23 protein-coding genes are annotated in these 24,740 nt (G+C 43.8%); 7 read left to right on the top strand and 16 right to left on the bottom strand.

Annotated features, from left to right (window positions below; genetic code table 11):
• The first annotated feature begins 114 nt into the window (after positions 1–114).
• From M886_RS16600 to M886_RS16585, 3 genes are all read left to right on the top strand, one after another.
• Positions 115–1,293: a sugar phosphate nucleotidyltransferase gene (locus tag M886_RS16600; RefSeq protein WP_048051539.1), complete on the top strand. Its 1,179-nt coding sequence runs from the start codon at positions 115–117 to the stop codon at positions 1,291–1,293.
• A gap of 400 nt (positions 1,294–1,693) precedes the next feature.
• Positions 1,694–2,746, top strand: coding sequence for a lysylphosphatidylglycerol synthase transmembrane domain-containing protein (locus M886_RS16590; RefSeq protein WP_048051537.1), 1,053 nt, complete (start codon positions 1,694–1,696; stop codon positions 2,744–2,746).
• A 99-nt stretch (positions 2,747–2,845) separates the two neighbouring features.
• Entirely contained in the window at positions 2,846–3,442 is a 597-nt protein-coding gene (locus M886_RS16585) for a diacylglycerol/polyprenol kinase family protein (protein WP_048051788.1), read from the top strand.
• 223 nt (positions 3,443–3,665) lie between these two features.
• Here the strand turns inward: M886_RS16585 and M886_RS16580 are convergent, their stop codons facing one another.
• The 8 genes from M886_RS16580 to M886_RS16545 all read right to left on the bottom strand — a co-directional run bounded on the left by M886_RS16580 (position 3,666) and on the right by M886_RS16545 (position 13,961).
• Complete coding sequence (locus M886_RS16580) at positions 3,666–6,155, bottom strand: vWA domain-containing protein (protein WP_048051536.1); 2,490 nt, start codon at positions 6,153–6,155, stop codon at positions 3,666–3,668.
• Positions 6,152–8,029, bottom strand: a complete 1,878-nt coding sequence (locus M886_RS16575) for a vWA domain-containing protein (protein WP_048051535.1) — start codon at positions 8,027–8,029, stop codon at positions 6,152–6,154. The genes M886_RS16580 and M886_RS16575 overlap by 4 nt, the downstream gene beginning before the upstream one ends.
• A gap of 2 nt (positions 8,030–8,031) precedes the next feature.
• The gene (locus M886_RS16570; RefSeq protein WP_011032327.1) at positions 8,032–8,913 is read right to left on the bottom strand and encodes a DUF58 domain-containing protein; all 882 of its coding nucleotides are present in this window, start codon (positions 8,911–8,913) and stop codon (positions 8,032–8,034) included.
• A 168-nt stretch (positions 8,914–9,081) separates the two neighbouring features.
• Complete coding sequence (locus M886_RS16565; protein WP_011032326.1) at positions 9,082–10,056, bottom strand: AAA family ATPase; 975 nt, start codon at positions 10,054–10,056, stop codon at positions 9,082–9,084.
• A 258-nt stretch (positions 10,057–10,314) separates the two neighbouring features.
• The gene (locus M886_RS16560) at positions 10,315–11,208 is read right to left on the bottom strand and encodes a DUF7502 family protein (RefSeq protein WP_048051534.1); all 894 of its coding nucleotides are present in this window, start codon (positions 11,206–11,208) and stop codon (positions 10,315–10,317) included.
• Positions 11,209–11,469: 261 nt separating this feature from the next.
• Entirely contained in the window at positions 11,470–12,426 is a 957-nt protein-coding gene (gene pheA / locus M886_RS16555; RefSeq protein ID WP_048039062.1) for a prephenate dehydratase, read from the bottom strand.
• Between the two features lie 164 nt (positions 12,427–12,590).
• Positions 12,591–13,433, bottom strand: coding sequence for a TrmB family transcriptional regulator (locus tag M886_RS16550; protein WP_048051533.1), 843 nt, complete (start codon positions 13,431–13,433; stop codon positions 12,591–12,593).
• Positions 13,434–13,598: 165 nt separating this feature from the next.
• On the bottom strand, positions 13,599–13,961 hold the full coding sequence (locus M886_RS16545; protein ID WP_048036903.1) for a carboxymuconolactone decarboxylase family protein: 363 nt from the start codon (positions 13,959–13,961) through the stop codon (positions 13,599–13,601).
• A gap of 170 nt (positions 13,962–14,131) precedes the next feature.
• Between M886_RS16545 and M886_RS16540 the strand changes: the two genes are divergently transcribed.
• Positions 14,132–14,686, top strand: coding sequence for a hemerythrin domain-containing protein (locus M886_RS16540; protein ID WP_048051532.1), 555 nt, complete (start codon positions 14,132–14,134; stop codon positions 14,684–14,686).
• Between the two features lie 272 nt (positions 14,687–14,958).
• Here the strand turns inward: M886_RS16540 and M886_RS16535 are convergent, their stop codons facing one another.
• The 5 genes from M886_RS16535 to M886_RS16515 all read right to left on the bottom strand — a co-directional run bounded on the left by M886_RS16535 (position 14,959) and on the right by M886_RS16515 (position 17,782).
• Positions 14,959–15,327 (bottom strand): ATP-binding protein, encoded by a 369-nt coding sequence (locus M886_RS16535; RefSeq protein ID WP_048051531.1) that lies wholly within the window; start codon positions 15,325–15,327, stop codon positions 14,959–14,961.
• A 74-nt stretch (positions 15,328–15,401) separates the two neighbouring features.
• On the bottom strand, positions 15,402–15,863 hold the full coding sequence (locus tag M886_RS16530) for a hypothetical protein (RefSeq protein WP_048051530.1): 462 nt from the start codon (positions 15,861–15,863) through the stop codon (positions 15,402–15,404).
• A 208-nt stretch (positions 15,864–16,071) separates the two neighbouring features.
• Positions 16,072–16,416, bottom strand: coding sequence for a CGGC domain-containing protein (locus M886_RS16525; protein ID WP_015411045.1), 345 nt, complete (start codon positions 16,414–16,416; stop codon positions 16,072–16,074).
• Positions 16,417–16,453: 37 nt separating this feature from the next.
• A complete protein-coding gene (locus M886_RS16520) occupies positions 16,454–16,792 on the bottom strand; it encodes a cupin domain-containing protein (protein WP_011032317.1) in 339 nt (112 codons plus the stop codon).
• A gap of 330 nt (positions 16,793–17,122) precedes the next feature.
• A complete protein-coding gene (locus M886_RS16515) occupies positions 17,123–17,782 on the bottom strand; it encodes an NAD(P)/FAD-dependent oxidoreductase (RefSeq protein ID WP_011032316.1) in 660 nt (219 codons plus the stop codon).
• 274 nt (positions 17,783–18,056) lie between these two features.
• Between M886_RS16515 and M886_RS16510 the strand changes: the two genes are divergently transcribed.
• Complete coding sequence (locus M886_RS16510; RefSeq protein WP_015411043.1) at positions 18,057–18,413, top strand: winged helix-turn-helix transcriptional regulator; 357 nt, start codon at positions 18,057–18,059, stop codon at positions 18,411–18,413.
• Between the two features lie 57 nt (positions 18,414–18,470).
• On the opposite strand, the gene M886_RS16505 is transcribed toward M886_RS16510, so the two are convergent.
• The gene (locus M886_RS16505) at positions 18,471–19,142 is read right to left on the bottom strand and encodes an NAD(P)/FAD-dependent oxidoreductase (RefSeq protein ID WP_015411042.1); all 672 of its coding nucleotides are present in this window, start codon (positions 19,140–19,142) and stop codon (positions 18,471–18,473) included.
• 146 nt (positions 19,143–19,288) lie between these two features.
• Between M886_RS16505 and M886_RS16500 the strand changes: the two genes are divergently transcribed.
• Both M886_RS16500 and M886_RS16495 read left to right on the top strand, forming a co-directional pair.
• Positions 19,289–19,645 carry a winged helix-turn-helix transcriptional regulator gene (locus tag M886_RS16500; protein WP_011032313.1) on the top strand — a complete coding sequence of 119 codons (357 nt, stop codon included), beginning with the start codon at positions 19,289–19,291 and terminating at the stop codon, positions 19,643–19,645.
• 206 nt (positions 19,646–19,851) lie between these two features.
• Entirely contained in the window at positions 19,852–21,258 is a 1,407-nt protein-coding gene (locus tag M886_RS16495) for an acetate--CoA ligase family protein (protein WP_048051529.1), read from the top strand.
• 286 nt (positions 21,259–21,544) lie between these two features.
• Here the strand turns inward: M886_RS16495 and M886_RS16490 are convergent, their stop codons facing one another.
• Together M886_RS16490 and M886_RS16485 are read right to left on the bottom strand one after the other, a co-directional pair.
• Positions 21,545–22,669 carry a Glu/Leu/Phe/Val family dehydrogenase gene (locus M886_RS16490; RefSeq protein ID WP_048051528.1) on the bottom strand — a complete coding sequence of 375 codons (1,125 nt, stop codon included), beginning with the start codon at positions 22,667–22,669 and terminating at the stop codon, positions 21,545–21,547.
• A gap of 650 nt (positions 22,670–23,319) precedes the next feature.
• Complete coding sequence (locus tag M886_RS16485; RefSeq protein ID WP_235203997.1) at positions 23,320–24,624, bottom strand: hypothetical protein; 1,305 nt, start codon at positions 24,622–24,624, stop codon at positions 23,320–23,322.
• Positions 24,625–24,740: the final 116 nt, after the last annotated feature.

The raw sequence follows: 24,740 nt of genomic DNA, 5'->3' as shown, positions 1-24,740 counted from the left end.
TTATCATTAAATTTTACGGTATCACCCTCTCTCTGGAATAACCGTTATCAATAAACTTTAAAATAGAACAATATATCGTTAACAATATATCCATAGAACAACATTGGGAAAAATATGAAAGCATGTATCATGTGCGGAGGTGCAGGGACAAGGCTCAGACCACTGACCTTCAAACACCCTAAACCCAGCATACCGATTCTCAATAAACCGTCAGTAAGGCACCTGATAGAGCACCTTTCAAGAGAAGGGTTCAATGAAATAGTTATGACCCTGGGATATATGGGAGAGCGCATAGAAGAACAGCTCGGGGACGGGCACATATTCGGGGTACATATTGATTATGTGTATGAAAAGGAGAAGATGGGCACTGCAGGCGGGGTTAAAAATGCAGAGGAGTATCTGAAAAATGAGCCTTTTATCGTGCTTGGGGGCGACCACGTACTTAACCTTGACCTGAGGGAGATGTACCGTTTTCACGAGACCAATGACGCAATAGTGACCATAGGGCTACTTTCAATTGATGACCCGAGAGAATTCGGGATTGCGGATATGGATATAAATAACAGGATCCACCGCTTCCTCGAAAAACCCAAGTCCGGGCAAATTTTTAGCAACCTTGCAAGTACAGGCATTTACATCTGTGACCCTGAAATCTTCGACTGGATACCCGAAAATAAAAAGTATGATTTTGCAAAAGACCTTTTCCCTTCCCTGCTTGCAGCAGATGAAAAAATTAACGGCATGCTTGTCCGGGGGAAATGGACTGATGTAGGGAGTTCGGCAGCTTACAGGCAGGCCCAGCGCTGGATGCTTGACGCTCTTCCCGGGACCACTATAGAAGGAAACTTTACGACAAGAAACGCAAGAATACGCGGGCCTTTATCCATAGGAAACAACGTTTGCATAGGTTCGAATTCTTCCCTTGTAGGACCGATTGTTATAGGGGAAAACACTGTAATAGGTGACAACGTCCTTGTGGGGCCTTACAGCGTAATAGGCTCGAACTGCACTATTGACGACAATGCAAAAATTCTTTCATCCTATCTTTTTGATTATGTCTCTATAGGAAAAGGCTCCAATATCTCAGGGTCAGTGGTTGCCGATGAAACAGCTGTAGGGGAAAAATGCAGCCTTGAAAACGGGACAGTGATCGGGCACAGAGTGACCATAGGAGATAACTCCACCATATATTCGGGAGTTAAAATATGGCCTGAAGTGATAATTGATAATGGTTCCAGTATAGAGGAAACAATTGTTAACCTCAATTATGATACCTCACAGGAAGGGTCGTGAACAGGGCTTAAGAGCCGGGTGTCCAGGATCAGGTGCATATTTCCGGTAAAATGTGTTTTCATAGTTGTTTCGGGTTTAAAAAGGAGAACTTTTAATAAATGTTTTAATAAAAATATAATAAAGGGATTTTATCCTGAAGCAGTTCCGTCCTGTTATTCTTCATCCAGGACGGGCTATGATCATTTCCTTATTTTTTTCCTGTGTTACTGTTTCAGGAAGGTCTATGATCGTTTTCTTATTTTTTCCTGTGTCCCTGTTTCAGGAAGGTCTATGATCGTTTTCTTATTTTTTCCTGTATCCCTGTGTCGTTCAGTATATATTGTAAAAAGTAGTTTCTATTGTAAAAAGTAGTTTCCTTATACAGGATTATAGCTACTAAAAAATAATATAAGAGATTTCAATGGGCAGGTATAAAAAATGGTTTATAGGGTCGCTGCTTATCAGCGCAATATCAATTGCCCTGGTTACGTGCCTGACTTATAATTCGGAAACAATAGAAGCTCTGAGAGAGATTAGGCTGGAATATATCCTCGGAGCCGTGCTCCTCCATGCCTTCTCTTACCTTATATGGGGGCTTCGGATCCGGGCTCTGTGCAAAGCCCTTGGGCACAGGATAGGCATCCTCAAAGTTACTGAAATAGTTATTTCGAGCACCTTTGTGGCTGGAATTACTCCTTCTTCCGCAGGCGGAGAGTTCCTCAGAGTCCACAGTCTGAACAGGAACAGAATTCCCACTGGCAGAGCTACAGCAATCGTCGTAGGGGAACGTCTCCTTGATGCGATTTTCATCTTTTCCAGTCTGCCTTTTGCGTTTTACATTTTTGGAGACGTCCTTTCGGATTATAAGTTCGATGCAGTTTTCTTAACAGCAAACCTGCTTGTGTTCATAATTTTTGTACTGGTTATTTACGGCGTCTGGAAACCCCAGAAAATGAAGCATATAACTCGCAGGATATCAGGGAAACTTGCCCCTTTTTTCGGGAAAAAAACCGATACAGCCATTTCACACCTTATGGAGCAGATAGACAGGGAAATAGATCATTTTCATGACAGTGTCAGAATCTTTTTCTCGGAAGGAAAAAAAGGGCTTCTCTGGGGAATTTTCTATACTTTTATCTTCTGGACCCTGGAGTTTACACTGCTCGTCCTGGTTCTCATGGGCCTTTCAAATACTCCTTCAATTCTAACCGCCTTTGCAGCCCAGGTTCTTCTGGCAATCATAATGATAATACCTGCAACCCCAGGGGCAAGTGGAGTTGCCGAACTGGGAGCGGCTTCTATCTTTTCTGTTTTTGTGGATTCATCAGTGCTGGGGATTACGGTACTCGCATGGAGAGCCCTGACATACCACATGAACCTTTTTATCGGAGGGATAATTAGCCTGAAAATGATTAAAGACGCTGACCTGATAAGTAAAATAAATGGAGACTGCCTGACCCGGAACAGTGAATAAGAGAACATATCCGTATTGCATAGAAACCGTTGTCAGCAGAGAGAACTCCTGCATCCAGACCAGTACAAATTTATATTTTATTCTCACAAAATTTATGTTATGCTGTCCAGAGAACTCGTCTTTGAAATTCTGAGAAAAAGTGTTCATCTGGTCTCCATTTTTATAGTCCTTATTTACGAGTTTTTGGGGAAAGACGCAATTCTCTGGGTGCTGATGGTCTTTCTTGTAACTGTCCTTTTCCTTGAATATCTCCGCCTTGAAAAAGGCATGAGGATTCCTTTTTTTTATATGATGTACAGGGAAGAGGAAGCAAACCGCCCTGGGGGTCACATCTATTTTGCCCTGGGAGCAATTGCAGTGATATCCCTCTTCAGCAGGGAAATTGCCTATGCCGCAGTCCTTATGACTACATTCGGAGACCTTGTTGCAGCCCTTATAGGAAAGTCTTACGGAAAAAGAAGGATTTTCAGAGAAACTTTTAAAAACGACAAATCCCTTGAAGGCTCAGTTTCCGAGTTTATCACAGATCTGCTGGTCGGGCTCGTTATAACTGGAAACCCAATTGTATCTCTTGTTATGGCTTTTATTGCAACCCTAACGGAAACCGCAGTAAACAGGATAGACGATAACCTTGTAATTCCAGTATTCTCCGGTTTTTCAGGGCAGATGATCCTGTTTCTGCTGGCGTATTTATAACTCAAATGTAGTGAAAAACAGCTCTTCTGGCTTGCCCACAGCCCGTTTTTTAAAAGAAGAATGAAACAGAAGAAAACAGGTTAAAAAAAAGTAAAGTAATAAAAAACACACATGATATTCTTCGAATAACATGCCCAAAAAATGAAAGTACTTGAGAGCATTTTCATGCCAAATGAAAGTACTTGAGAGCACTTTCATGCCAAAGTAAGGGGAGAAGGAGGGGTTATGCTGCTTTTTCCTCCGTTCCTTCTCCCTGTGCCTGCGTAAGCCTTCTCATTTCCTTTATGCGCCTGGCTATTACTTCTGAAAGGTAAAGGATGAGAGCTGCAAGAAGCACGTGCATTTTCAGGCTAACCGGCTCATTTGACTCTTTTTGCGAGTTCTGCCTCGCGTCTTTCAGAAGAGAGGCTCTTGCTTCCTTTTCAGTATAGATCTTGCCCCCTGTTGCAACAATATAGGATTCAATATCCTTATTGTGCCCGACCTCGAGGTACTCAAGAGCATAATTTACTGCAAGGGGGTAGCCGGAGATGTCATGAATACCGATATTTACAGGGTTGACACTTGTTTCATATGTATTCCTGCCTGTGAGGGCGAGGTCAAGCTGGGCTCCGTTCAGTTTGAGCTGCGGGATTCCCTCATCGTACATAATAAGGGTAAGGTCGGAAGGGGTGCCGAGCCAGGTATCAGGGGCATCGACAACAGCGCCCACTTCTGCCTGTGGGTTTCCTATGGCCCAGTTAGCCGTGCCTGAAATAAGTTTGCTGTTTGACCCGTTGTACAGAACCGAAGACCATCGAACACCTCCTCCTTCCCCGTTATCCGTGGTAAAGGCTGCAACGCGCCCGAGCCCGAAACGCCATGTTGTAAGCACAGGCTGCCCTGTAACCGTGATAACAAGGCGTTCAGCTCCGGCTTTAGGGGTAACCTGGTTATATCCTGTAATACTCGCATTGGTGAGGTTCACACTTCTGGTAATAAAGTGGTCAGGGGAATATTCAAGAAGTGGATAGGTCCCGTTATATTCGGGTTCCTCTTCCTCAGTTTCGTCAGGAGCTTCTGCAGGCTCTTCAAATACGATGTTTGCCCTCTCGCCCATCTCTATATGTTGATAATTGCCTTCAAGCCCGATTTTCTGCATCAACATTTCAGCATAGTAGTTCCGGGTCCTGTCAGCCTGTGATGGAGCAGAAGAGCGGATATGGATAAAATAAAGATTCACACCCATGTCCTTGAGCTCCTGTGCAATCTGAACGCTCTGGCCATAGGACTCCTCAATTCCTCCGTCAGAGATCACAATAGCATCAAGCTCGCCATCTTCACTTTCAAACATCTGTTTTGCAATGCCAAGCCCCTGGTCAAGAGAGGTCTGGGTTTCGTTAGTTGGAGTCAGCTTCGAGACTTTCTCTTTCAGAATTGCAACGTTATGAGGCAGCCCCATAAACACAAATCCGCCGGAAACATCATAAGCTGCATTGCCGAATGCTATAACTGCAACATTTGCATCCTTCAGGTTGTCTTCCTCAAGGATCCTGACAGCATTTGAAAGAATATCTCCCTGAGTCTTGTGGGCAACTGTACTTGGAGATACATCAAGGAGAAGGATAAGATTTCTACCTCCCTTAAACTCGGAAGGCTTTGAAATCACAGGCAGGACTTCTTCAAGGGAAGAGTTAAGGTAGTTTCCATAGTTGTAAGCCCGGTCTCCTCCGACGATGATAAGTCCGCCTCCGTTGCTGACGTAATTTTTGATCTCCTTTATCTCAGCGTCGGAAAAAGAGTTTATATACTGGTTATCAAGAACCAGAACCTTACTATCTGTAATATTCCCTGCTCCGGGATAGCCGTTTGCAACCGAGACTTCATAAAGATTGCTCAGGACTTTAGCCAGGGGGGAACCTGTCTCATTTGTGACAAGAGTGATTTCAGGTTTTGGTATCACATAAATGGACTTGAAGAATTCATTATTAATTTCTTTTAAATCCCCTCCGGATATATCACTGATCTTTACACTCATATTATGGGCGCCAAGAGTGGTAAAAGCCTGGTTAATCGGGATGGTATTATTCCTTGTATCCTGAGTGAATTGTCTGCTCTGGGAAATCTTTCCATCCACAAAAACTTCAAGGAAATAACTGACACTCTGTTCTGAAGCCTGGCGGACAACTATCTCAAACTCGTTCTGGTTGTCCACAACCACTTTCTTATCCCCGAGTATCTCAACACTGAGGTCATTTGTTTCAAGCTCGGGCTGGACAAGGTAAACCGTGGTATTGGTGTCTTTTGCAAACTCCAGGGCTTCGGTCAGGTCCTTTCCTGAGTTGCTGTTCCCGTCGGTAACAAGAACTATCTGGTTTCCAAGGCCGGAATACTGGGTCACAGCATCCCCGAGAGTGGTCTTTTCCCCGGTAAGCTGCACAAGAGCGGTTGGGGTTTTTGCCGTCAGGGATTCATACAGGTCAGTACCTGCTCCTTCAGGGAAAATCCCCATGCTTGCAGTCTGGTCCTGAACAAGCACAATCGAAGGATCTTCTTCACTGACAGTCCTGGTAACCGTTGTATAGGGCGAAGCCAGGGCAAGGATAAGGAGAAGGGAAACAAGTACTCTCCATTCCACAAGTTTTGTTTTCGTTTTCCGCAGTAGATAAAAGCCTGCAATAATGACCGGAATTATAAGCAGAAGCATCTCAGGGCTTTCAAGGGCTATGTTCACAGTTCACCCCTCCCGCGGACGATAAGGATTTCAAGCAACATAAGCAGGAACAGGATTCCTATAAGATAATTGGTAATCTCGTTTCTTGCAGTATAGGTCTCGGACTTCATGGTTTTGGGCTCATCATTTTCAAGTGAACGGCTGATAAGTTCCGAGGAGTCCACTGTGGTATTTGATTCCCTGTCATCATACATATTGACTGCAATCCTCTTGCCTGATACTTCGTATATCCCCACTTCGTCGTAAAGCAAACTGTTTGCTGTCAGGGTTTTTGAGGGAGTACGGATTTCCTCGGTTTTTGAAAGGGAAGTGACCGTACCTGCTTCAAGGTTGTACTCTGAGATGTCACCAATTCCTCCGAGCCATTCAACAAGCTTTATCCAGAAAACCGGGTATTCAGGCAGGTTATGGAAGTTGTTCCAGGCACCGTCTCCGAGCTCGTCATTGAGACCCATATAAAATACGGTCCCCTTACCTGTCTGCCAGTAGCTCAGTAGAGGTATGCCGCTTTCCGTGGCTACGAGGGTTGTGGAACCTGTCCTTTCCGTTGCGTTCATATATCTGCGTACTGAGATTTCTTCACTTTTCATATCTTCCGTGATGCTGCTTTTGAGAGTTTCTTTAACTTTAAGCCCGTTTTCTGCTTCTTCTACTCCAAGAGGCTTTACAGGCAGGAGTTTAACAAGGCCGACCTCGGTTTTCTCAGGGGAAAGGGCTTCGCTTGCAATAAAGACCGCATTTCCTCCGTTCCTCACGTAAGTTTCTATTTTATCCACAGAGCTGTTGGCAATGGGGTTCTGTTTCTGGGCAAGCACAACAAGTGTATAGCTGTCAAGGGCAGAAGGCAGAGACTTCCGAATTTCAAGATCAATATTCGGGACCAGGGAAAGTGCTGTTTTTGAAGGCAGCTTCCCATTATCCGTGACATAGAGGATATGCTGTCCGGAAGTGTCCGGAATGGAGATATAGGCTTTGTTGTCAACGTCCAGGCTATCATCAACATTCAGGCTGATTGTGGTGGTGCCGGGACCCAGGTTTGCAAGTTTGAACTGGTTTGTGCCGCCTGCAGGGACGTCAAGGGTAAAGGACTTTGAAGCATTTCCAGAAGTCCCTCTTCCGGTCATGATTTCAACGGTTTTACTTTCGCTCCTGTAGTTTTTAACTACGCCCGTATAACCGTATTCTCCGTCAACGGCTTCAATCCACCCATTAATGATCCCTATATTTTCCGCGGGCTTTCCGACCTTTATGAAATTAACCTTAAGTCCGTAGGACTCAGCCAGGTTTTTGGAGGCTACAGGGTCATCCCCTACCCAGTTAGTAAAGTCTGAAATGACAATAATCCTGCCCCCTTCTTCAGAGAGGAGGCGCATACCTGTAGTAACGGCTGCAGACAAATCGGCAGTACCGGCTCCGGGTTTGACCTTATTGAAAATGTCTTCAGCAGCTGAAGCGCTTCCGCCTTCAAGGGCAAGCTGGGGGATGTTGGAAGCAAGGATTATGCTGTTTTTTTTGCTAACATAGCCGTCGGCAATTCGAACAGCATCTTCAAAACGGGAATCTACCTGCATGCTTGCCGAAGTGTCAAGTACAAGTACGGTATGCTCTCCGCTAAGAGGCTCTTCTGAAGTATAATAGTAACCAGCCGCTCCAATGGAAAGTAGGATCAGCATAAGGAGCTGGATCAGGAAAAGTGGGTCACGAACGACTTTTGTAAGAGAAGCATAAACCCGTTTTCGTTCCCTATCAAGCTTGAGGACAAACATCAACGAGGGAATAGAAAGCACTGCTGGCTTTGGGCGGAGCATGTAAATAATTATAAGCGGGATGACACTCAGGAGAGCGGCAAGAGCAAGGGGGTTTTGAAAAGGCATTTTTAGCGTCTCCTTCTCCTGATAGTATTGTAGAAAGCATTAAAAACAGGAGTGTCGGTTGTAAAGGTATAGAACTCGGCTCCGACCTTCATGCAGGTCTTTTTTATTCTTGCACTGTGGTCGTCAAGCTTTCTGGTGTAGCGTTCCTTGAAATTATCACTGATATAAGTCCTTATTTCCTCTCCGGTCTCAAGGTCTACAAGCTTGCTGTTTCCCTGAAGAGGGAGCACTTTTTCCGTGGGGTCAAGAACCTGGATAACGATAAGGTCGTGGTCGGAAAGCCTGTGAAGAGCTGTTTCTATTGCCTCAGGTTCCTGCATGAAGTCCGAGATAAGGATCACAAGCGACCTGGACTTGATTTCCCGGCTGTACTTTGTAACTGCTTCCCCGATAGAAGTCATTCCGGACAGTTCAAGTTCGCTCAGTCGGTCAATTGCCCGCATAAGGTTTTTTCTGCCCCTGCTGGGTTTATTTATCTCAATCTCATCCGTAAAAGTGGATATGGCAAACCTGTCATTGTATTTGGTCACCATATAAGCAAAACCCGCAGCAAGCATGGCAGAATATTCAAATTTTGAAGTCCCCTTCTCAGGATAGTCCATACTTTTGCTGGCGTCCAGAAGGATATGGGTTGTAAGGGTTTTTTCTTCCTCAAACTGCCTTACATAGAGCTTCTCAGTCCTCGCATAAGCCTTCCAGTCTATATCTTTCAAAGCGTCGCTTGAGTCGTATTCCCTGAACCCGATAGTATCTATGCCGTGTCCGCTTCGGGTTGACGGACGGTTTCCGGCATAGACCGTGGATACCCTCTTCCGCACCGAAAAGGTAAAGCGGTCAAGCTGCTTGAAAAAGTCCGTTTCGATTTTTTGTTTTGTGCGAGTCATTCTGGATCGTCAGCCGAAAAGCCCGGTTCTGCCGGACCTGGAAAACCTTTCTGGTTTTTATTTTTTTCCTGCATCCTGTACGGTTGTATTTTAAGAACCTGCTCAATTACAGTCCTCTCAGACTCCGATATCCCGGAAAATTCCATTCATCTAATTTCTTTGCCTGTTTTATTTAACCTTCTTAATAATTTCTTCGATAGCCTGGTCAGGTGTCATCCCGCTTCTTTCTGCTTCAAAAGTCAGGATCAGCCTGTGGCGGAGGACAGGGTAAGCCATGTAGTCAATATCCTCTTTGCTCACGAAGTTCCTGCCCTGTATAAGGGCTCTTGCTTTTGCTGCAAGAATGAGTCCAATGGATGCACGCGGAGAAGCCCCGTACTCAATGTGTTCCTTATCTTTGCGGGTCATTGACACAATAGAAAGGACGCGCTGCTTGAGTTCTTCTGAAATGGGGACCTGCCGGGTAAGTTTTTGCAAATCGAGAAGTGTGGATTTGTCAAGGCCCTTGGTGATCTTCGGGGTTTCGGATTTCGTATATCGGTTTATGATCTCCATTTCTTCTTCAAAGGATGGATAGTCTACAAGGATCTTCAAGAGGAAACGGTCTAACTGGGCTTCGGGAAGGGGATAGGTCCCCTCCATTTCTATGGGGTTCTGGGTAGCAAGGATAAAGAAGGGGCGGTCAAGCAGGAATGTATCGTTTCCGACAGTTACCTGTTTTTCCTGCATGGCTTCAAGAAGGGCAGACTGAGTTTTGGGAGAAGCACGGTTAATCTCGTCTGCAAGCACGATATTTGCAAAGACAGGCCCGGGTTCAAACCTGAACTCCTTTTTATTATCTGTCTCCTGAATCATGTTGGTACCTGTAATGTCAGAAGGCATCAGGTCAGGGGTACACTGGATCCTGCTGAATTTCAGGTTCATTGCTTTTGAGATGGTGGAAATCATCAGGGTTTTTCCAAGCCCCGGGTTGCTTTCTACCAGGGCATGCCCTTCACAGAGGATGGAGATTATGATCTCTTCCACAACCCTGTTCTGACCCACTATTACATTTCCTATCTCTTCAAAAAAACTTTTAAAAATCCTGCCTGCGTTCTGGTAGGTCGTAGCGGCCTGCCCCGAATCGGTATTAATCTCATTCATGTCTGCTTCACCCTTAGAGTTGCTGTTTTTGCGGGACCCGAGCCCGCTCCTGCTGAACCTTATCCGTTAACGTAACAAAATACTTTCAAAAACAGTCTGACTGTTACTCCAGATACAGCTGTTAATTTATACAGTTTGTTATTCAAAAACTGTTTTCCGATAATTTTCGATTAAATTGAGGGGTAAGTCTGTCTTCAGTTAAGTTCAACTTCAACCAAGTCCGGATTCAATTATAACCAGCTTGGGACGATTTTTATATCATTCTTCTGCTAGTTGTTCAAAATAACTCTGGATAACACTTCTGTACCCTTCGGGAAGGTTCTCATAATAAGACTGAGAAGCGATGGCTTCAGGGTTATAGATATCCGACTGGATGAATGATTCGTTATTCTGTTCTCCTTCCTCCTGGCTAGTGAAGCCCTGACCTGCACCAGGAGGGATCTTCAGGTCTACATCCTTGCCCTCGACCACGATAACAGCCGGCTCTCCAAAAAGTTCACTGTTGTCCTGCGGGTCCGAGGAGGTCCCGCCGTTTTCCTCCACAGAAACCAGATCCGAATTCGATCCCGAGAAAGGAAGATTTTCAATCACTTCACTGAAGTCGGTAGGGCTGAAAGTTGTCTGGTATCCTGTCTGGGCAACATATGCCAGAACCACAACAGCAAATACGGTTACCAGAACATCCTTTGCAAGTTTTTTTCTGTTGAGGAAGACAGAGGAGTTCACAGGCCTGGAATCAATTATGACGCCGCCTATAAGGTCACGGACAATGATGTTATCTGTATTCCGGTTATCATAGGCTGTCCTCATTCTCTCTTTAAGTACAGGATATTTTTCTTCGATAAAGGAAATCGCGTCTTTCTTTTCAGCCCTGAGATGCCTGATTGCTGTCAGTATGAGGGAAAGGATAAAGCCGGTAATAATCAGCCCCAGAGTCTCAAAGACAATTTCGGAACCAAGGATGCTGTATTTTGCACCTGTATAGGGTTCGAAGGTGGGGAACATTAAGAAAATATCCCTCATGTTAAGGAGCACAAAAAGGGCGTAGAGAACCAGAAACGTTGCAAGAAGGTCTGCGAAAACATAGAGTCCTCTATATTTTTTCAGAGCCGATTCATGTTTGTTTACAATTTTTTCAATCTCCAGAGCCATTTTGCTCCCTTCTGCAACCGGATATTCCGGTATTATTACACTTAAAAGTGTTATCTATAATTAGATAGAGACATACAAAGATACTATTGAAAGATATTAAGGAAAGATACTATATAAAGGTACTATATAAAGATAAGGTACGCTTTTCAGACGCAGATCCCTTCCGTGATTGTCTTCCGTACTGTATCAATATTAGATTTCTTTTCGGATATGAAACCTTTGCGCAACCGACTGCTCTTTTATAATGTCGAGGGATTTTGATTATTCAGAATTCCTGAAAGCCGGATAGGATCCGAGCACTTTTAACGTACTGGATTTTGTGCCGGCTTTTGATTTTATATCTTCCAGGGCATCTTTTATAATTGCATCGCCCGTATTACCTTCAAAATCTATGTAAAAATAATAATCCCCCAGCTCTTTTTTCGAAGGTCTTGATTCTATTTTTGTAAGGTTGATCCCTCTTTTTGCAAAAAATCCCAGAAGCTCGTATAAAGCACCTGGCCTGTCTTTTTCCAGATATACTATAAGAGATGTTTTGAATGCAGAAGAACTGGAATTTTCTGTTCCGCTTTCCGTTTCAGAACCTAACTTATGCTCTGCATTCCTGCCGAGAACTGTGTTCAATTTTTCACCGGAATCTGCTTTTCCCTTAATTTTCCCGGATAAAACTTTTTCTCCGCCCCTGACTACAATAAAACGTGTATGGTTTTCTTTCCTGTCCTGAACATTTGAGAGCAGGATTTTGAGCCCGTAACGTTCCGCAGCTTCAGGAGAGGCAATTGCTGCCATTTCCTCAAACTCTCCTGCCAGCCGGGCTGCGTGGGAAGTGCTGCCCGTACTCCTGAGTTCAGCTTCAGGAAAATGTTTCTTCAGGAAATGCCTGCACTGGGCAAGCCCCTGGGGGTGGGAAAGAATAACCCTGATCTTCTCAGGCTCGCCTTTAGAAAGGAGGCAGTGTTCGATTTTGACGACTATTTCTCCAATAATGACAGCCTCGCTTTCAAGAAGGAGGTCAAGAGTGACTCCTACGGAACCTTCGATGGAGTTTTCTACAGGGACTACTGAGACATCTGTTTTCCCTCCCACTGCAGCCAGAAAAGCATCTTCTATATCTGCGAAGTAGTGAAACTCTGAGCCCCTCAGCCCATTTTTCCGAGCCCATAATTTTGCAGCCCTTTCCGAATAAGAGCCTTCCGGCCCCATGACGCCTATATTCATCCGAAGGTTAATTGGGGGGATGGTAATAATAATTTTTGATAGCACCCGAATTGCGCCTCGGGAGTATGCGGTCCGTTTCACTCGCTTCGCTCGCTCAAGCAGACTAATTGATGGGTTATGAAAGTGAGCTTAGCTCAAAAGGACGAATTTGTGAGTAATTAAAGTTAATTTTTCCCCGGATTCTGTTTATCTTCCAGTTCTTCCTGAAGGTCAAGTTTCTTGCCGGCGTTCCAGAGAAGTTCGAACTCTTCTTTCAGGTTTTTTGCAAGACCGCTGTCCCGGACTTTTACGACTGAAAGTACCCTGTCACGGTCTGTGGGATGGGGCTGGAAAAGAACAACTATGCTATCGTCAACGATTCCGAAGCAGGAATTGGAGTTCTGGACCAGCCTGATATCAAGGCCTTTTTTCAATTTTTCGAGAATCTCTCCCTCCTGATGGGAAAGCATGGAGGCAAGGGCCATAAAACGCGGGGAAATCATCAATTTGATCTGGACTCCCCTGTCAATAGCCTTTGTGATTTCCGGAAGCAGGTAGAAGACGATGGAAATTCCGAAAACGGGAGGGAGGACACAGACCGATTTTTTTACTTCACTGTAAATAGAAACGGCAAATTTTTTAATTTCGGACTCGGTGATAGCTGTTGTCCAGAAGAATTCATCTTTTCTTTTTTGAGTGGGGACAGCTTTCAGAGCTTCTTTTGCCTCTTCTACAGAGTTTTTTAATAATGCCATTTCTCTTTCGACTTCGGCTTTTTTCCTCTCAAAAAAAGTATCAAGAGCAAGTTCAGGGTCTACAGCCCTGAACTTTTTGGGCCTTGAAGCCTGAACTTCCACAAAGCCTTTGCCGACCAGGGACTCAAGCACAGAGTAGATTTTTCCGTAGGGCACCTCAGAATCCCTGTAGATGTCACTTGCTTCGGAAACACCTAGCTTCAACAGAGAAAGGTAGGCAGCCGCTTCATAAGCATTAAGACCAACTTCCTGCAGGAGCTGTTCATTCTGCATATTGGAATCTGGGATTTAATATCTTAAAACAGTTTCGAAAAAAGATACGCATAAGATGCAGAAATGCTGATTCTTATGCAAAAAACGTTTTTTCGGTCGGAAATTTCCGGAAAAATGTTCAGGTCTGAAGCGGCTTTAGTTTATGCTTTTAGTTTTATTCCTATTTTATTTGAGTAATTTCAATGCGTCTCTGCAGGCAGCTACGGCAGGGGCTCCCGAGGTTATGAATATAACATCCATAACTTCCATTATTTCCTCTTTGGTAGCACCGTTCTTGAGGGCGCTCTGCATCTGTACAACGGTACATCTTTCACACTGCTTGGATGCAACTACTGCAAGCGCTATTAGAATCTTGACTTTTGCGGGCAGGGCGCCATCTGACAGCAGTTTTTTGTTGCATCTGTTATATTTTTTCAGGGAATCGCTGTCAAGGCATCCAAGTATCTCAAGAATGTGCGGAGTAAAACCCAGTTTCTCACTCATACTTTCCAGTAATTCTTCATGTTCAAGGTCTCTGTGCTCTTCCATATTTGTTAACCCCCAGTTTGATGTTACATTAAAATCTATATGCTTATTATTTATCTATTCCTGAAGCTCTGAAATTAGAACTTACAAAAAAGCAGGCAGCAGGAGAATAAACATAACCGGATATCCGAAAGAAGCCGGGTTTCAAATTACTGGAAAATGGTGGGGAAAATATGAGGCCAACAGACGATCTGAGAGAAGAACACAGGGCTGTCGAACTGATGCTGGAAATACTTGACAGCGTATGCACGAATATAAAGTCAGGAAAAAGTGTTGAACAGGAGCATCTTGAGAAACTCGTGGAGTTCATGAGAATATTCGTTGATAAATGCCATCACACAAAGGAAGAGGCTCATCTTTTTCCTGAAATGGTAAAGAGAGAAATTCCAGGTACAGGAGAATTAATTGATTCCCTTTTGAAGGAACATAACCAGGCAAGGGAATATGTCGGCAGGATAGAAAAAGCGGTTTCCGGAAAGGAATGGAATAAAAAAGGCTCTGGAATAGTTGAGAACTCAAGGGCATATATTCAACTTCTGGCGCAGCATATCGAGAAAGAGAATAATGGCCTTTTCCCAAAAGCTGCCGCATACCTTGATTCGGGAGTGCAGAAAGAGTTACTTGACTCTTTTGAACGTGTAGAGGATGAAGAAATAGGTGCAGGCAAGCATGAAGAATTCCACCTGCTCCTGCACGAGCTCAAAGATATATATTTAAAGTCCGCGTGAAATCTCGCCCGATTCCCGTCTCGCCCGATTCTCGTCTCGCCCGATTCTCGTCTCGCCCGATTCCCGTCTCGGGAGTACGGTGTCCTTTTCGCTCGCTTTGCTCGCTCAAGAGGACTAATTGAAATATTTATGAATCAGCCGTGAATCAAACGTGGAAGGCAACGAGTACAAACCCATATGCTCTCCATCCCGAGTTCCTTCTCGGGAGTACGGTGTCCTTTTCGCTCGCTTTGCTCGCTCAAGAGGACTAATTTTGAAAGATGCTTAACCGATCAGCCGTGAATCAAACGTGGAAGGCATCGAGTACAAACCCATATGCTCTCCATATTGTGTCTGAGGGGCATGAGGTAATGGGTATCTTCTCCTGCGCCGCACTGGAAGCAGCGGATTGAGAGGTCCTGTTTTTTTGGCTGGGACTCGGCTTTTTCCCTGTTAAATTCGACTGTATGTCTTTCTTCGATAGAAAGGGCTCCTTCGGGACAGATGCCGATGCAGTAGCCCATACCATCGCAGAGTTCTTCGGATACGACTTTTGCTTTTCCGTTGATTATCTGGATAGCGCCTTCTGCACAGGGTGCAACGCATTTTCCGCATCCTGTGCATTTTTCCTCATCAATTTTAATAATCATTCGTTTTACCATGAAAATTAACCCCCTTGGTGTTTATGCATTTAAGGAAAAATTATTTGAGAATGGAGCAGTTCAGGTATATGTCATCAGGCGTCTGTTAGGAATAGCTGCCGTTTGAAATCCGGCAAATAGCCTTCCCTGTACAGGACATTTTTGTAATCGTCTATTAATTTGCTCATTTTACAGGTATATTTTATGAAGTCTGCGCCCACATCTCCTTTGAACAATATTCTTTCTGCTTTCTCCAGAAGCTCCGGATAAATGAATACCAGTTCTTCTTTAGTGTGCAAAAAGAGGGCAGAAAAATCCCTGTGAATGCCCATGCTCCTTTTTAAGAGTTCTGTATTTAATATATCTTCTGAAATATAGTGCTTAAATTTCAGATACGCATTAAAGTTAGCTATATTCTGATTTAGAGAGTTCAGGATCAAATATAGCATGCTGTCGGTTTTAGGAAGGGGAAGGTCCTGGAGTTCGGGGTCTGTGCCTTCATAGATTTCTTCTTCTCCCGAATTGCTGCCCCTATCCTGTGATGTATTATTGTCCATTTTATCACCCGGTATACACTTAACTCGGATTCTTGTCCTGAAACTTGCATTTTCAGTTTATTGTCCCAAATATTATTTTTGAAAAAAATAACTTTGAATATTATTTTTTCAATCAGAAAGCGGTTTTTGCCGGTCAGAACTGATTTTTCAGGCAGTTTTTTGATAATGACATTTTTAGTGGTGCATTCCTTTTAATGGTGCATTCCTTTTAATGGTGAGTTCCTTCAACCACTTTTATGCCTGCATCCTGAATTGTCTTTCTGATGGTATCTATATTTGGACATCTGGGATAGCTATCCTCCATTAACATGCAGGAACTCAGGTGCACCACATCAGGGTTATGTTTTTTTAGAGCTTTTAGAAGGCGGTAAACCCTCCTGCCAGAGCAGCCTCCACATGTGAAGAAAGCAATCATCTGAGCTTTTTCGTCATATTCCTTGAAGTATGACTTTTTCTCATTGAAGGCTTTGAAGCATCCCACTCCGGGGCAGGCTTCCGAGACGATATCACAGCGTATGACTGCGATTTTTATTGGCTTTGTCTCCTCAGTCACTTTTTGACAGCCCTTTGATGAACTTAAATCTCGAATTTCATAGCAGGCGAGTGGACTCAGTTTGCCTCGGTGCTTTTACCACAAGTACCCTGAAGATTCCGTCCCCGGGGTTCAGGAGGCGGTGGGGAATTTTTGCAGGGCTTTCAATCAGCATGTCTCTGCTTACTTCTTCCTGTTCATCCCCTATCTCAACCACGCCTTTTCCTTCGAGAATATAGAAGAAAACATCGACTGGTGTGATATGCTTTTTTAAGGCTTCCCCTGGCTTGAGTTCGATATGTACTGCCTGGGCATTTTCCCTATCATAGAGCATCCTTACGCTCACATTGTGAGGATTGGGTTTTTCCGGCGAAGATTTCATCTCAATAACATTCATATGACTCTCCCCTTGACCATTTATGTTTGTTTTTCTGCTGTATTTTTCAGAGTGCCCTTATTTTTTAGCCGGGCACCGATTTATCCAGTATATACATACTGGCATCCGTTTCATATATGCCTGACCACTACAAACTTGTTGAACAGGTCTGCAGACCGGATTTTTCATTGGAATTCAGCTCTGGCAGGAGACCTGAGGATTTTGACCTCAAGCCCCGTTTTCTTTTAGGGGCTTGAGATTATGGAGGAAACAAATTACACAGTTGCCAGCGGCCAAACAATGATATCAGAGCCCTGCACTCCACTTCAAATCAAATGATTTGCCAGTAAGTTACAGCCCAACCTGCTTTTTGAACTCGTCCAGACCCATATCTTCAATAAACCTTCCAAGCCTCTTTTTTGTGCCGGAATTTTTATAGAAATTAAGGATCCTGTCCACGATTTCAAGGGCATCGTCTTCGGAAAGGTCTTTTGCTACGACCTGGGCAAGCCTGGGGACTGCAGCAGCAGAGCCGCCCACCATCAGGTTGTATCCCTTCGCAGTGCCCATCAACCCTATGTCCTTAATAGCAGGTTCTGCGCATGAGTTCGGACAACCGCTAACGCCTATTTTCAATTTTGAAGGCATGGACATCCCGTGATATTTCTCGTCCAGTTTGAGTCCCAGGCCTACAGCATCCTGTTTAGCCTGCTTGCAGAAAGTTGTTCCGGGACAGAATTTAATGCTTCTTACACAGAGTCCTATGGCTGCACCGGGTTTTATTCCAAGGTCAGCCCAGGCATTATCCAGGTCCTCTTCTTTCAGGCCCACTATTGCAATCCTCTGTGCAGAGGTCGCTTTCAGGGCAGCTGCCCCGTACTTTTTCGCAACTTCACCGATTTTGATAAGAGTATCGGGGTCTACGATTCCTCCCGGGAGGTGGGGAGCTATTGTGTATGTCTCACGGTCTCTCTGAACGATTGCGCCTTTTTCCGGTAAATTGTCTTTCACGGTTGATCCTTTCTCCTTGGATGTATAATGAAGTTTTACAGTGTGCTGACCTGCCAGGCAGCTTACAATAAATCAGGCAGGTCTCCAGGCTTTCGCTCAATAATTCGTAAATGCAGCCAGATATTATTATAAGAGCAAGCCCGGACTGTGTGCTTAATAGGTCATGACAGTTTAAAGGATTTTATTATAAATTACTGTTTTATAATAGTATCCTTTTGATACCAGTATATTAGAGATACTAATTTATATATCAGACAGTTTCTATCTTTATACCATGAAAGACTGCACAGTCTACAAGACCATGAATATTATCGGGAAAAGGTGGACAATTCATATCCTCCTTGAGCTGCACAAAGGAGAGAAAAAAGAAAAGCGCTTCAATGAGCTGAAAAGAAAACTCGGATACATAACTCCAAAAATCCTTTCGGAAAGGCTTACAGAGCTTGAGAATGAAGGTCTGATTGCAAAAAAAATTGATGATTCTACAAACCCTCCGAAGTCAGAATATTACCTTACTGAAAGCGGAACTGATTTTGTAAAAATAATACAGGCAATAAAACGCTGGGGGTTAAAATGGAAATTCCAGAATGAAGAGTGCGAGAGATTGGTTTGCAAGTACTGTGAGCATTAAAAGCAAAAACATGAAAAAAGAGAAAAATGAGGGAAAAAACTGAGGAAAGAATGCTTTTTATTTTTCCCAGAGGCCCACTTCTTTTTTGAATTCTTCAAGACCGATCTTGTCTATAATGGTCCCGAGTCTTTTCCTGTTTTCTCCATAGTCTTTAAAGAACTCAACTATCCTGTCAACAGCTGCCAGGACTTCATCTTCAGAGAGACCTTTTGCAACAACGTCAGCAAGCCTTGGTTTCAGCCCTGCGGAGCCGCCCACCATAAGGGTATAGCCTGTTGCCGTACCCATAACCCCCACATCCTTAATCACAGGTTCGGAACAGGAACTGGGGCAGCCGGATACAGCCATTTTCATCATGTAAGGGAGCTTTACTCCCCTGTATCTGGCCTCCAGTTTAGTCCCGAGGCTTACAGCGTCCTGCTGTCCTTTCCTGCAGAACGTGGTGCCCGGACAGAACTTAACAGCTTTTACAAAAGGTCCGGCAACAATTCCGGCATCCATGCCGAGATCTGCCCAGGCGGCGTCAATATCTTCTTCTCTCAAGCCTACAATTGCCATCTTCTGTTCGGAAGTCATTTTCAGGGTTGCAGCCCCGTATTTCTCTGCCACATCCGCAATCTTTCTGAGGGTTGCGGGGTCCACTATTCCTCCAGGGGTTCTGGGAGCTATTACATATGTTTCTCCGTCGCGCTGAATAATTGCATTTTTTTCAGGTATGGTGCTTTTCAATGGTATCGCCTCTCGACCGAACAACTGTCCTATCCTATCTTTCCAGATGGATATTCGGTAAATGCATACTTCTATGAATCAGGCGTTTTTTAACAGTACTATTTAAAAGATGCTGCTTATATAAGGACAGTATCATAGTTTATACTATGAAAAACTGTGTTCTTTACAAAACAGTCAATATTGTGGGAAAACGCTGGACCATACACATCCTGCTGGAGCTTTATAAAGGAGAAAAGAAGGAAAAAGGCTTTAACGAGCTCAAACGCAGACTTGGAGGCGTCACCCCGAGAATCCTCTCTGCCCGGCTGATAGAACTGGAAAGGGAAGGTCTTATTGTAAAACAAACAGATGATTCTTCACTCCCTGCCGTATCCAGATATTATCTTACGGAAAGCGGGGAAGAATTCATAAAGGTAATTCAGGAAATTAAAAAATGGGGTTCAAAGTGGAAGTTCAGCAATAATGAGTGTGACAGGTCTGTTTGTAAATACTGTGACCTCTAAAGTAAAAGACACGCAGTCCTACTTCGAGACGGAATAAATGACTCCCCACTGAAGAGGTCAGCAAAGTTTTTCGGGTTTTCTTTATCTCGAAAAGGGGAGTCAGACTCCGATTACCTGAAATTAGAATTCTTTTATATAAATAGTCCATAAATTATTCTAAATAAGAATTATCACATATCTGGAAGGAAAACCCGGTGAGGTTTTGAATGGATATAGAGGAAGCGGATAAAGAAAAAACTGGCACTGAAAATAATCTTGATTTTTTCTTCAAGCCTGAAAGCATAGCTCTGATAGGAGCATCCCCGAACCCTGAAAAACTTTCCCACACTATATTGAAAAGCCTCCGGGAAATGAATTTCAAAGGGAAGATCTATCCTGTAAATCCGGGCTACGAGGAGATTGAGGGTCTCAAATGCTATTCAGCACCGGGGGAGATTAATGACAGGATTGACATCGCAATTTTTGCGATCCCGGCCAGAGCAGTCCTTGATACACTGAAAGAGCCTGCAGGAAATATAAAAGGAGCCGTAATTGTAAGTTCAGGTTTTAGGGAAATGGGGCCTGGCGGGATGAAAATGGAAGATGAGCTGAGGGACCTGTTAAAAGAAAAAGGGATCAGGGCTATGGGACCCAACTGCCTCGGCATATATGATACAGTTTCAAATGTGGACACTTTTTTCATCGAGCGGGAAAAGATAGAGAGGCCTGTCAGGGATGGGGTTTCCGTACTTACTCAGAGCGGATCTTTTGCAGCCATGATAATGGATGAGCTGGCTAACGAAGGGGCAGGCGTTGCAAGGGTTGTGAGCTACGGAAATAAAGTGGACGTGGACGAAAGTGACTGCCTTGAATTCCTTGCAGAAGATGAAGCCACGAAAGCAGTTGCCCTTTACATAGAATCCGTATCAGACGGCCGAAAGTTCCTTAAAGCTGCCTCAGGCTGCGTAAAAAAGAAACCCGTAGTTGCTCTCAAGGTAGGGAAGCGGGAGCCCGGAGCAAGGGCAGCAAGCTCGCACACAGGCGCTATCAGCGGGATGTATGAAGCGTATGAAGCTGCTTTTCGGAAAACAGGCATAATCGAGGTTGCAAGCTACGAAGAATTGAAAGACGCCTGCAAAGTCCTTAACAGGTATTCCCCTGTAAATGGAAAAAGAGTCCTCATAATAACTGACGGGGGAGGGATAGGCATTTCCATTGCCGATGCATGTGAGGAAGCAGGGCTCAGGGTCCCTGAACTTTCAGAAGCCGCAGTAAGGAAGCTGAAAGAAAAACTTCCGGCTTTTGCTTCCGTAAGAAACCCTGTTGACCTGACAGGCAGTGTGAGGGATGAACATTATGTTGCTGCCCTTCAGGAAACCCCTTACGAGGAATATGACCTGGCAATTGTAAGCCTCCTATGGGGCCCGCCTCTTCTTACCGAAGGCGTTGCTGAAAAAATCAAAAACTTTGCTGATAGCTGTGGAAAACCTGTAATTATCAGTTCACCGGGTGGGAAATTCAGCAGGGAACTGGCTTCGGCATTTACAAAAACCGGAATGCCGGTCTTTTTCTCTCCTGAAAGTGCAGTAAGGGCTGCAGCAGTGCTGTGCGGAGGGAATGGCAGGCAGAAATAAAGTGTTAAGCTGTAATGAAAGATAAGCAGAAATCAATGTAAATAGAAATCAATGTAAGTAGAAATCAATGTAAGTAGAAATCAATGTAAGTAGAAATCAATGTAAGTAGAAATCAATGTAAGTAGAAATCAATGTAAGTAGAAATCAATGTAAGTAGAAATCAATGTAAGTAGAAATCAATGTAAGTAGAAATCAATGTAAGTAGAAATCGAGCTTGAAAGATAAAAGAGCTAAGAATTCCGGGAAGCCTGAAAAATTAAAGGCTCTACTGGAAAATAGCTTAAAGTTATACAAATCCCGGAGCAGAAGAAAAGATCGACCAGCGCCTGTATTTCATTGCCCTGTTAACTCTTTTTATGGCAAGTTCAACAGCAGCTTCCCTTGGCAGTATTCCTCTGGTTTTTGAAGCTTCCAGCACCTGTTCCGTATTGCTTCTAACCTTTTCTTCAATTAAACCGAAAACTATGGATCTGGTAGCCTTCTGGTGCTCCGAGGCAGCACAGATCACCCCGCCTGCATTTGCAATAAAGTCCGGCACATAAAGAATTCCTTTATCATAGAGAATTTTTTCAGCCTCCTCAGTGAGTGGTATGTTTGCTCCCTCAACTACCAGTTTCGTATCCAGAAGATGGACATTATTCCCGTTAATAACATCAGGTCTGGCTGCCGGAATCCAGATGTCGCAGGGAACAGAGACAATTTCATCACTTGCTAGCTTTTTGCCTTCGGGATATTCAAACACATTTTTCCCTTCATTTTTAAGTGCGATCAGAGCATCAACATCAAGCCCCTCAGGGTTATGGACTGCACCTCTGGAATCGGCGACTCCTACAAGGACAGCTCCTTTCCTTACAAGGAAGCGGGCAGCGTGTTTTCCGACTGCGCCGAAGCCCTGAATAACTACCCTGGCTCCTTTCAGCTCAAAATCGCAATACTTAAGTGCGACTTCTGTTGCATTAAAAAGCCCCCAGCCTGTAGCTCCAACCTCATCAAGAGGGATGCCTCCCATCTCACAGGGAAGGCCCACAACCCTTCCGATTTCATCTTTTATGCAGGCCATGCATACTTCATCTGTCCCCATGTCAGGGGCAAAGATATATTCCTCGGTATATCGGAGAGCACCTGCAAGAGCCCTCAGTAGCTGGCTTTTCTTTTCGAAAGGCATTTTCGGGTCCCCGTAAACGACAATTTTACCGCCCCCATAAGGAAGGTCTGCAGCCGCATTTTTAAGGGTCATGGCCCTCGCCAGCCTGAAGCATTCTTCGGCACTCACGTCCGGAGCTATTCTTACCCCTCCAAGGGCTGGTCCCCTTGCAATATTATCAACAACGAGCACTGCTTTCAGGTCAATAGACGGTTCATAAATGTGAATTATCTTAAATGGCCCCAGTTCATCTGCAAATCTGAACATATCCTCCGTTACCCTGTCCCCCTATGATCTGTATTCCGAGGTTCTAATGCTGTATGAACCTCAGACTAAGAAAGATATGTTACAGAGACCTATTATAGTTACTGCTAAGTTAATTACATTCAACTGCTAAGGAATGGTGAAAATTTAATTTCAAACACTTATGCCCTATATTGCCATTAATGATGTTGGGAAGTGCAATTATAGAACCATTACCAAGTGAAAACTTGAAGTCATATTTCAACCATTCCTAAGTTAATTACATTCATATTGATCGGATGTTTTCGGCGATTTTTCAAACTCATCCTGAACCAGTCATTTTCAAACCAGCAAATGAAGTTTCAGGACATTTTAAACTGCCCGTTTTGCAGGGAAAGTGTTTTTAAGAATCTTTTAAAACCAAAAAATTTTGAAAGAATAAAAAGCTTGCAGCTAAAGAGCCAGAGCCATTTACCCTTCCATTGCTTATCTCCTTGAAAATACATAAATCCAGGAGCTGTTAACAAAGCTGACAAATTAACTTTTTATTCTAATTTTTCTCTTTTCAGAGTAATTTTTCTCCTTTCAAGTGACATTTCTCTTCTTTAATTCATGTTTTTCTCTTTCGGGTTCTTTTTACTCGATTTCATTTTTTTCGGATTTTTATCTTTTTTTCAGGTTTCTGTGTTTTTTATCCAGTTATCTATAAGCGCCCATAATTCAGGAGAATTTTGATCGATCAGCAGACTGGCATGCCCCTGGTTATTCCAGATCATAGAGGTAACTCTGCTGTTCGTATTCCCAACCTCGTTCTCATACCACCAGGAACCGTAATCGCCAAATCCTCCTCCGAGACCGACATAAAGTACTGGAGAATCCACACTGGAAGAGTTTATTTCATACCCGTCCACATTGCCCATCAGCCCGGCCATATATTGATCCATATACTTTGGCGTGAAGGGTGCAGCTCCTCCGCTCAGAGTCAGATAGAGTAACCTGCTTTCATTGACATAGGAAAGGCCGCTGAGGTCCCCGCTCCAGTAGTGATAGTCCGGAGTGTAGGGGTATGAGGAAAGAATATATGTCTGACTGGCCATGAGCCTGAACAACTGGATATTTGTAAGCCCCGGGTAAGGGGAACTTCCTTCTGGATTTGAGTAAGCCATGCTGGCTACATAAATCATAGAAGCCATACCAGTGCCTTCATAGACTTCATTTTCGATATCACTGGATATTATATTAAATTCCTGTGTCTGATTATATATCAACTCGGGATACTGGGGGTCGTATTTAATGATAATATCCACAGGTACTATCCTGTCAACAGTCCCCAGGGGCATGTCATCATACTGGCTTGCCTCATAAGCTGTAAGGATTAATGCTCCATGGCTGTGGCCTATAGCTGTAACCTCTATATTCTCTGCAGGTTTTTTGCTTAAGAAAGAAGTATGGCTTCTTGAAGCATTGATAGCTTTGTATGTGTCATTCAGGTGTTCTTCAACAGTCCAGTACTCCATGAAACTGAAATCTTCTTCATTTGAAGGGATATTAGTCTCTCTCCTGTCCACGATATATACGCTGTATTTACGCTGGGCATAATATATTGCCATGTCAGAATAGAACTTTTCAGTCAGTCCCTGTCCCGGAAGAATTACCAGGTTTTTACCTGTATTTATTTTCCAGGGTTTTTTCTCCTTCACATAGTTGGTAAGGGTGATGTAGTCATATTCACCGGGTCCAACGTTTATTCTGATCCTGTACTCTGCCACGTCTCCGGAAACAAGCCCTATTCTGCTGCATTCAGCTGGAGGTAACTTTGATTTTAAAACCTCATACTGAGAAGAAGTACAGGAAGTTTCCTGGTCGAATTCCTGATTGAAGATATTGCTCATCCGTAAATCAGGAACAACGGCTGAAACCGGAGAAGAAATAGCTAACAGGACAAAGAAAGCAGCTATTAACATTATTCGCATTTTCATGAGCTCACCTTTGTAATATTTTTGTCTAAAATACAGACCTGAGAAAGTGTACGTTTTAGACTTCTTTTTAAAAGAAGACCTGTTATTCCCGTTTTTACGTTAAAGATAGCAGTGTA

The organism is Methanosarcina soligelidi (assembly GCF_000744315.1).
Taxonomy (GTDB): Archaea; Halobacteriota; Methanosarcinia; order Methanosarcinales; family Methanosarcinaceae; genus Methanosarcina; species Methanosarcina mazei.
The sequence above is the reverse complement of the archived record's forward strand: the minus strand, read 5'-3'. Positions and strand labels throughout refer to the sequence as shown.

Coding starts and splice junctions, on each gene's coding strand:
- M886_RS16600 (WP_048051539.1), top strand. CDS start 115: ATGAAAGCATGTATCATGTGCGGAGGTGCAGGGACAAGGCTCAGACCA.
- M886_RS16590 (WP_048051537.1), top strand. CDS start 1,694: ATGGGCAGGTATAAAAAATGGTTTATAGGGTCGCTGCTTATCAGCGCA.
- M886_RS16585 (WP_048051788.1), top strand. CDS start 2,846: ATGCTGTCCAGAGAACTCGTCTTTGAAATTCTGAGAAAAAGTGTTCAT.
- M886_RS16575 (WP_048051535.1), bottom strand. CDS start 8,029: ATGCCTTTTCAAAACCCCCTTGCTCTTGCCGCTCTCCTGAGTGTCATC.
- M886_RS16570 (WP_011032327.1), bottom strand. CDS start 8,913: ATGACTCGCACAAAACAAAAAATCGAAACGGACTTTTTCAAGCAGCTT.
- M886_RS16565 (WP_011032326.1), bottom strand. CDS start 10,056: ATGAATGAGATTAATACCGATTCGGGGCAGGCCGCTACGACCTACCAG.
- M886_RS16560 (WP_048051534.1), bottom strand. CDS start 11,208: ATGGCTCTGGAGATTGAAAAAATTGTAAACAAACATGAATCGGCTCTG.
- pheA (WP_048039062.1), bottom strand. CDS start 12,426: ATGAATATAGGCGTCATGGGGCCGGAAGGCTCTTATTCGGAAAGGGCT.
- M886_RS16550 (WP_048051533.1), bottom strand. CDS start 13,433: ATGCAGAATGAACAGCTCCTGCAGGAAGTTGGTCTTAATGCTTATGAA.
- M886_RS16545 (WP_048036903.1), bottom strand. CDS start 13,961: ATGGAAGAGCACAGAGACCTTGAACATGAAGAATTACTGGAAAGTATG.
- M886_RS16540 (WP_048051532.1), top strand. CDS start 14,132: ATGAGGCCAACAGACGATCTGAGAGAAGAACACAGGGCTGTCGAACTG.
- M886_RS16535 (WP_048051531.1), bottom strand. CDS start 15,327: ATGGTAAAACGAATGATTATTAAAATTGATGAGGAAAAATGCACAGGA.
- M886_RS16530 (WP_048051530.1), bottom strand. CDS start 15,863: ATGGACAATAATACATCACAGGATAGGGGCAGCAATTCGGGAGAAGAA.
- M886_RS16520 (WP_011032317.1), bottom strand. CDS start 16,792: ATGAATGTTATTGAGATGAAATCTTCGCCGGAAAAACCCAATCCTCAC.
- M886_RS16510 (WP_015411043.1), top strand. CDS start 18,057: ATGAAAGACTGCACAGTCTACAAGACCATGAATATTATCGGGAAAAGG.
- M886_RS16500 (WP_011032313.1), top strand. CDS start 19,289: ATGAAAAACTGTGTTCTTTACAAAACAGTCAATATTGTGGGAAAACGC.
- M886_RS16495 (WP_048051529.1), top strand. CDS start 19,852: ATGGATATAGAGGAAGCGGATAAAGAAAAAACTGGCACTGAAAATAAT.
- M886_RS16490 (WP_048051528.1), bottom strand. CDS start 22,669: ATGTTCAGATTTGCAGATGAACTGGGGCCATTTAAGATAATTCACATT.
- M886_RS16485 (WP_235203997.1), bottom strand. CDS start 24,624: ATGAAAATGCGAATAATGTTAATAGCTGCTTTCTTTGTCCTGTTAGCT.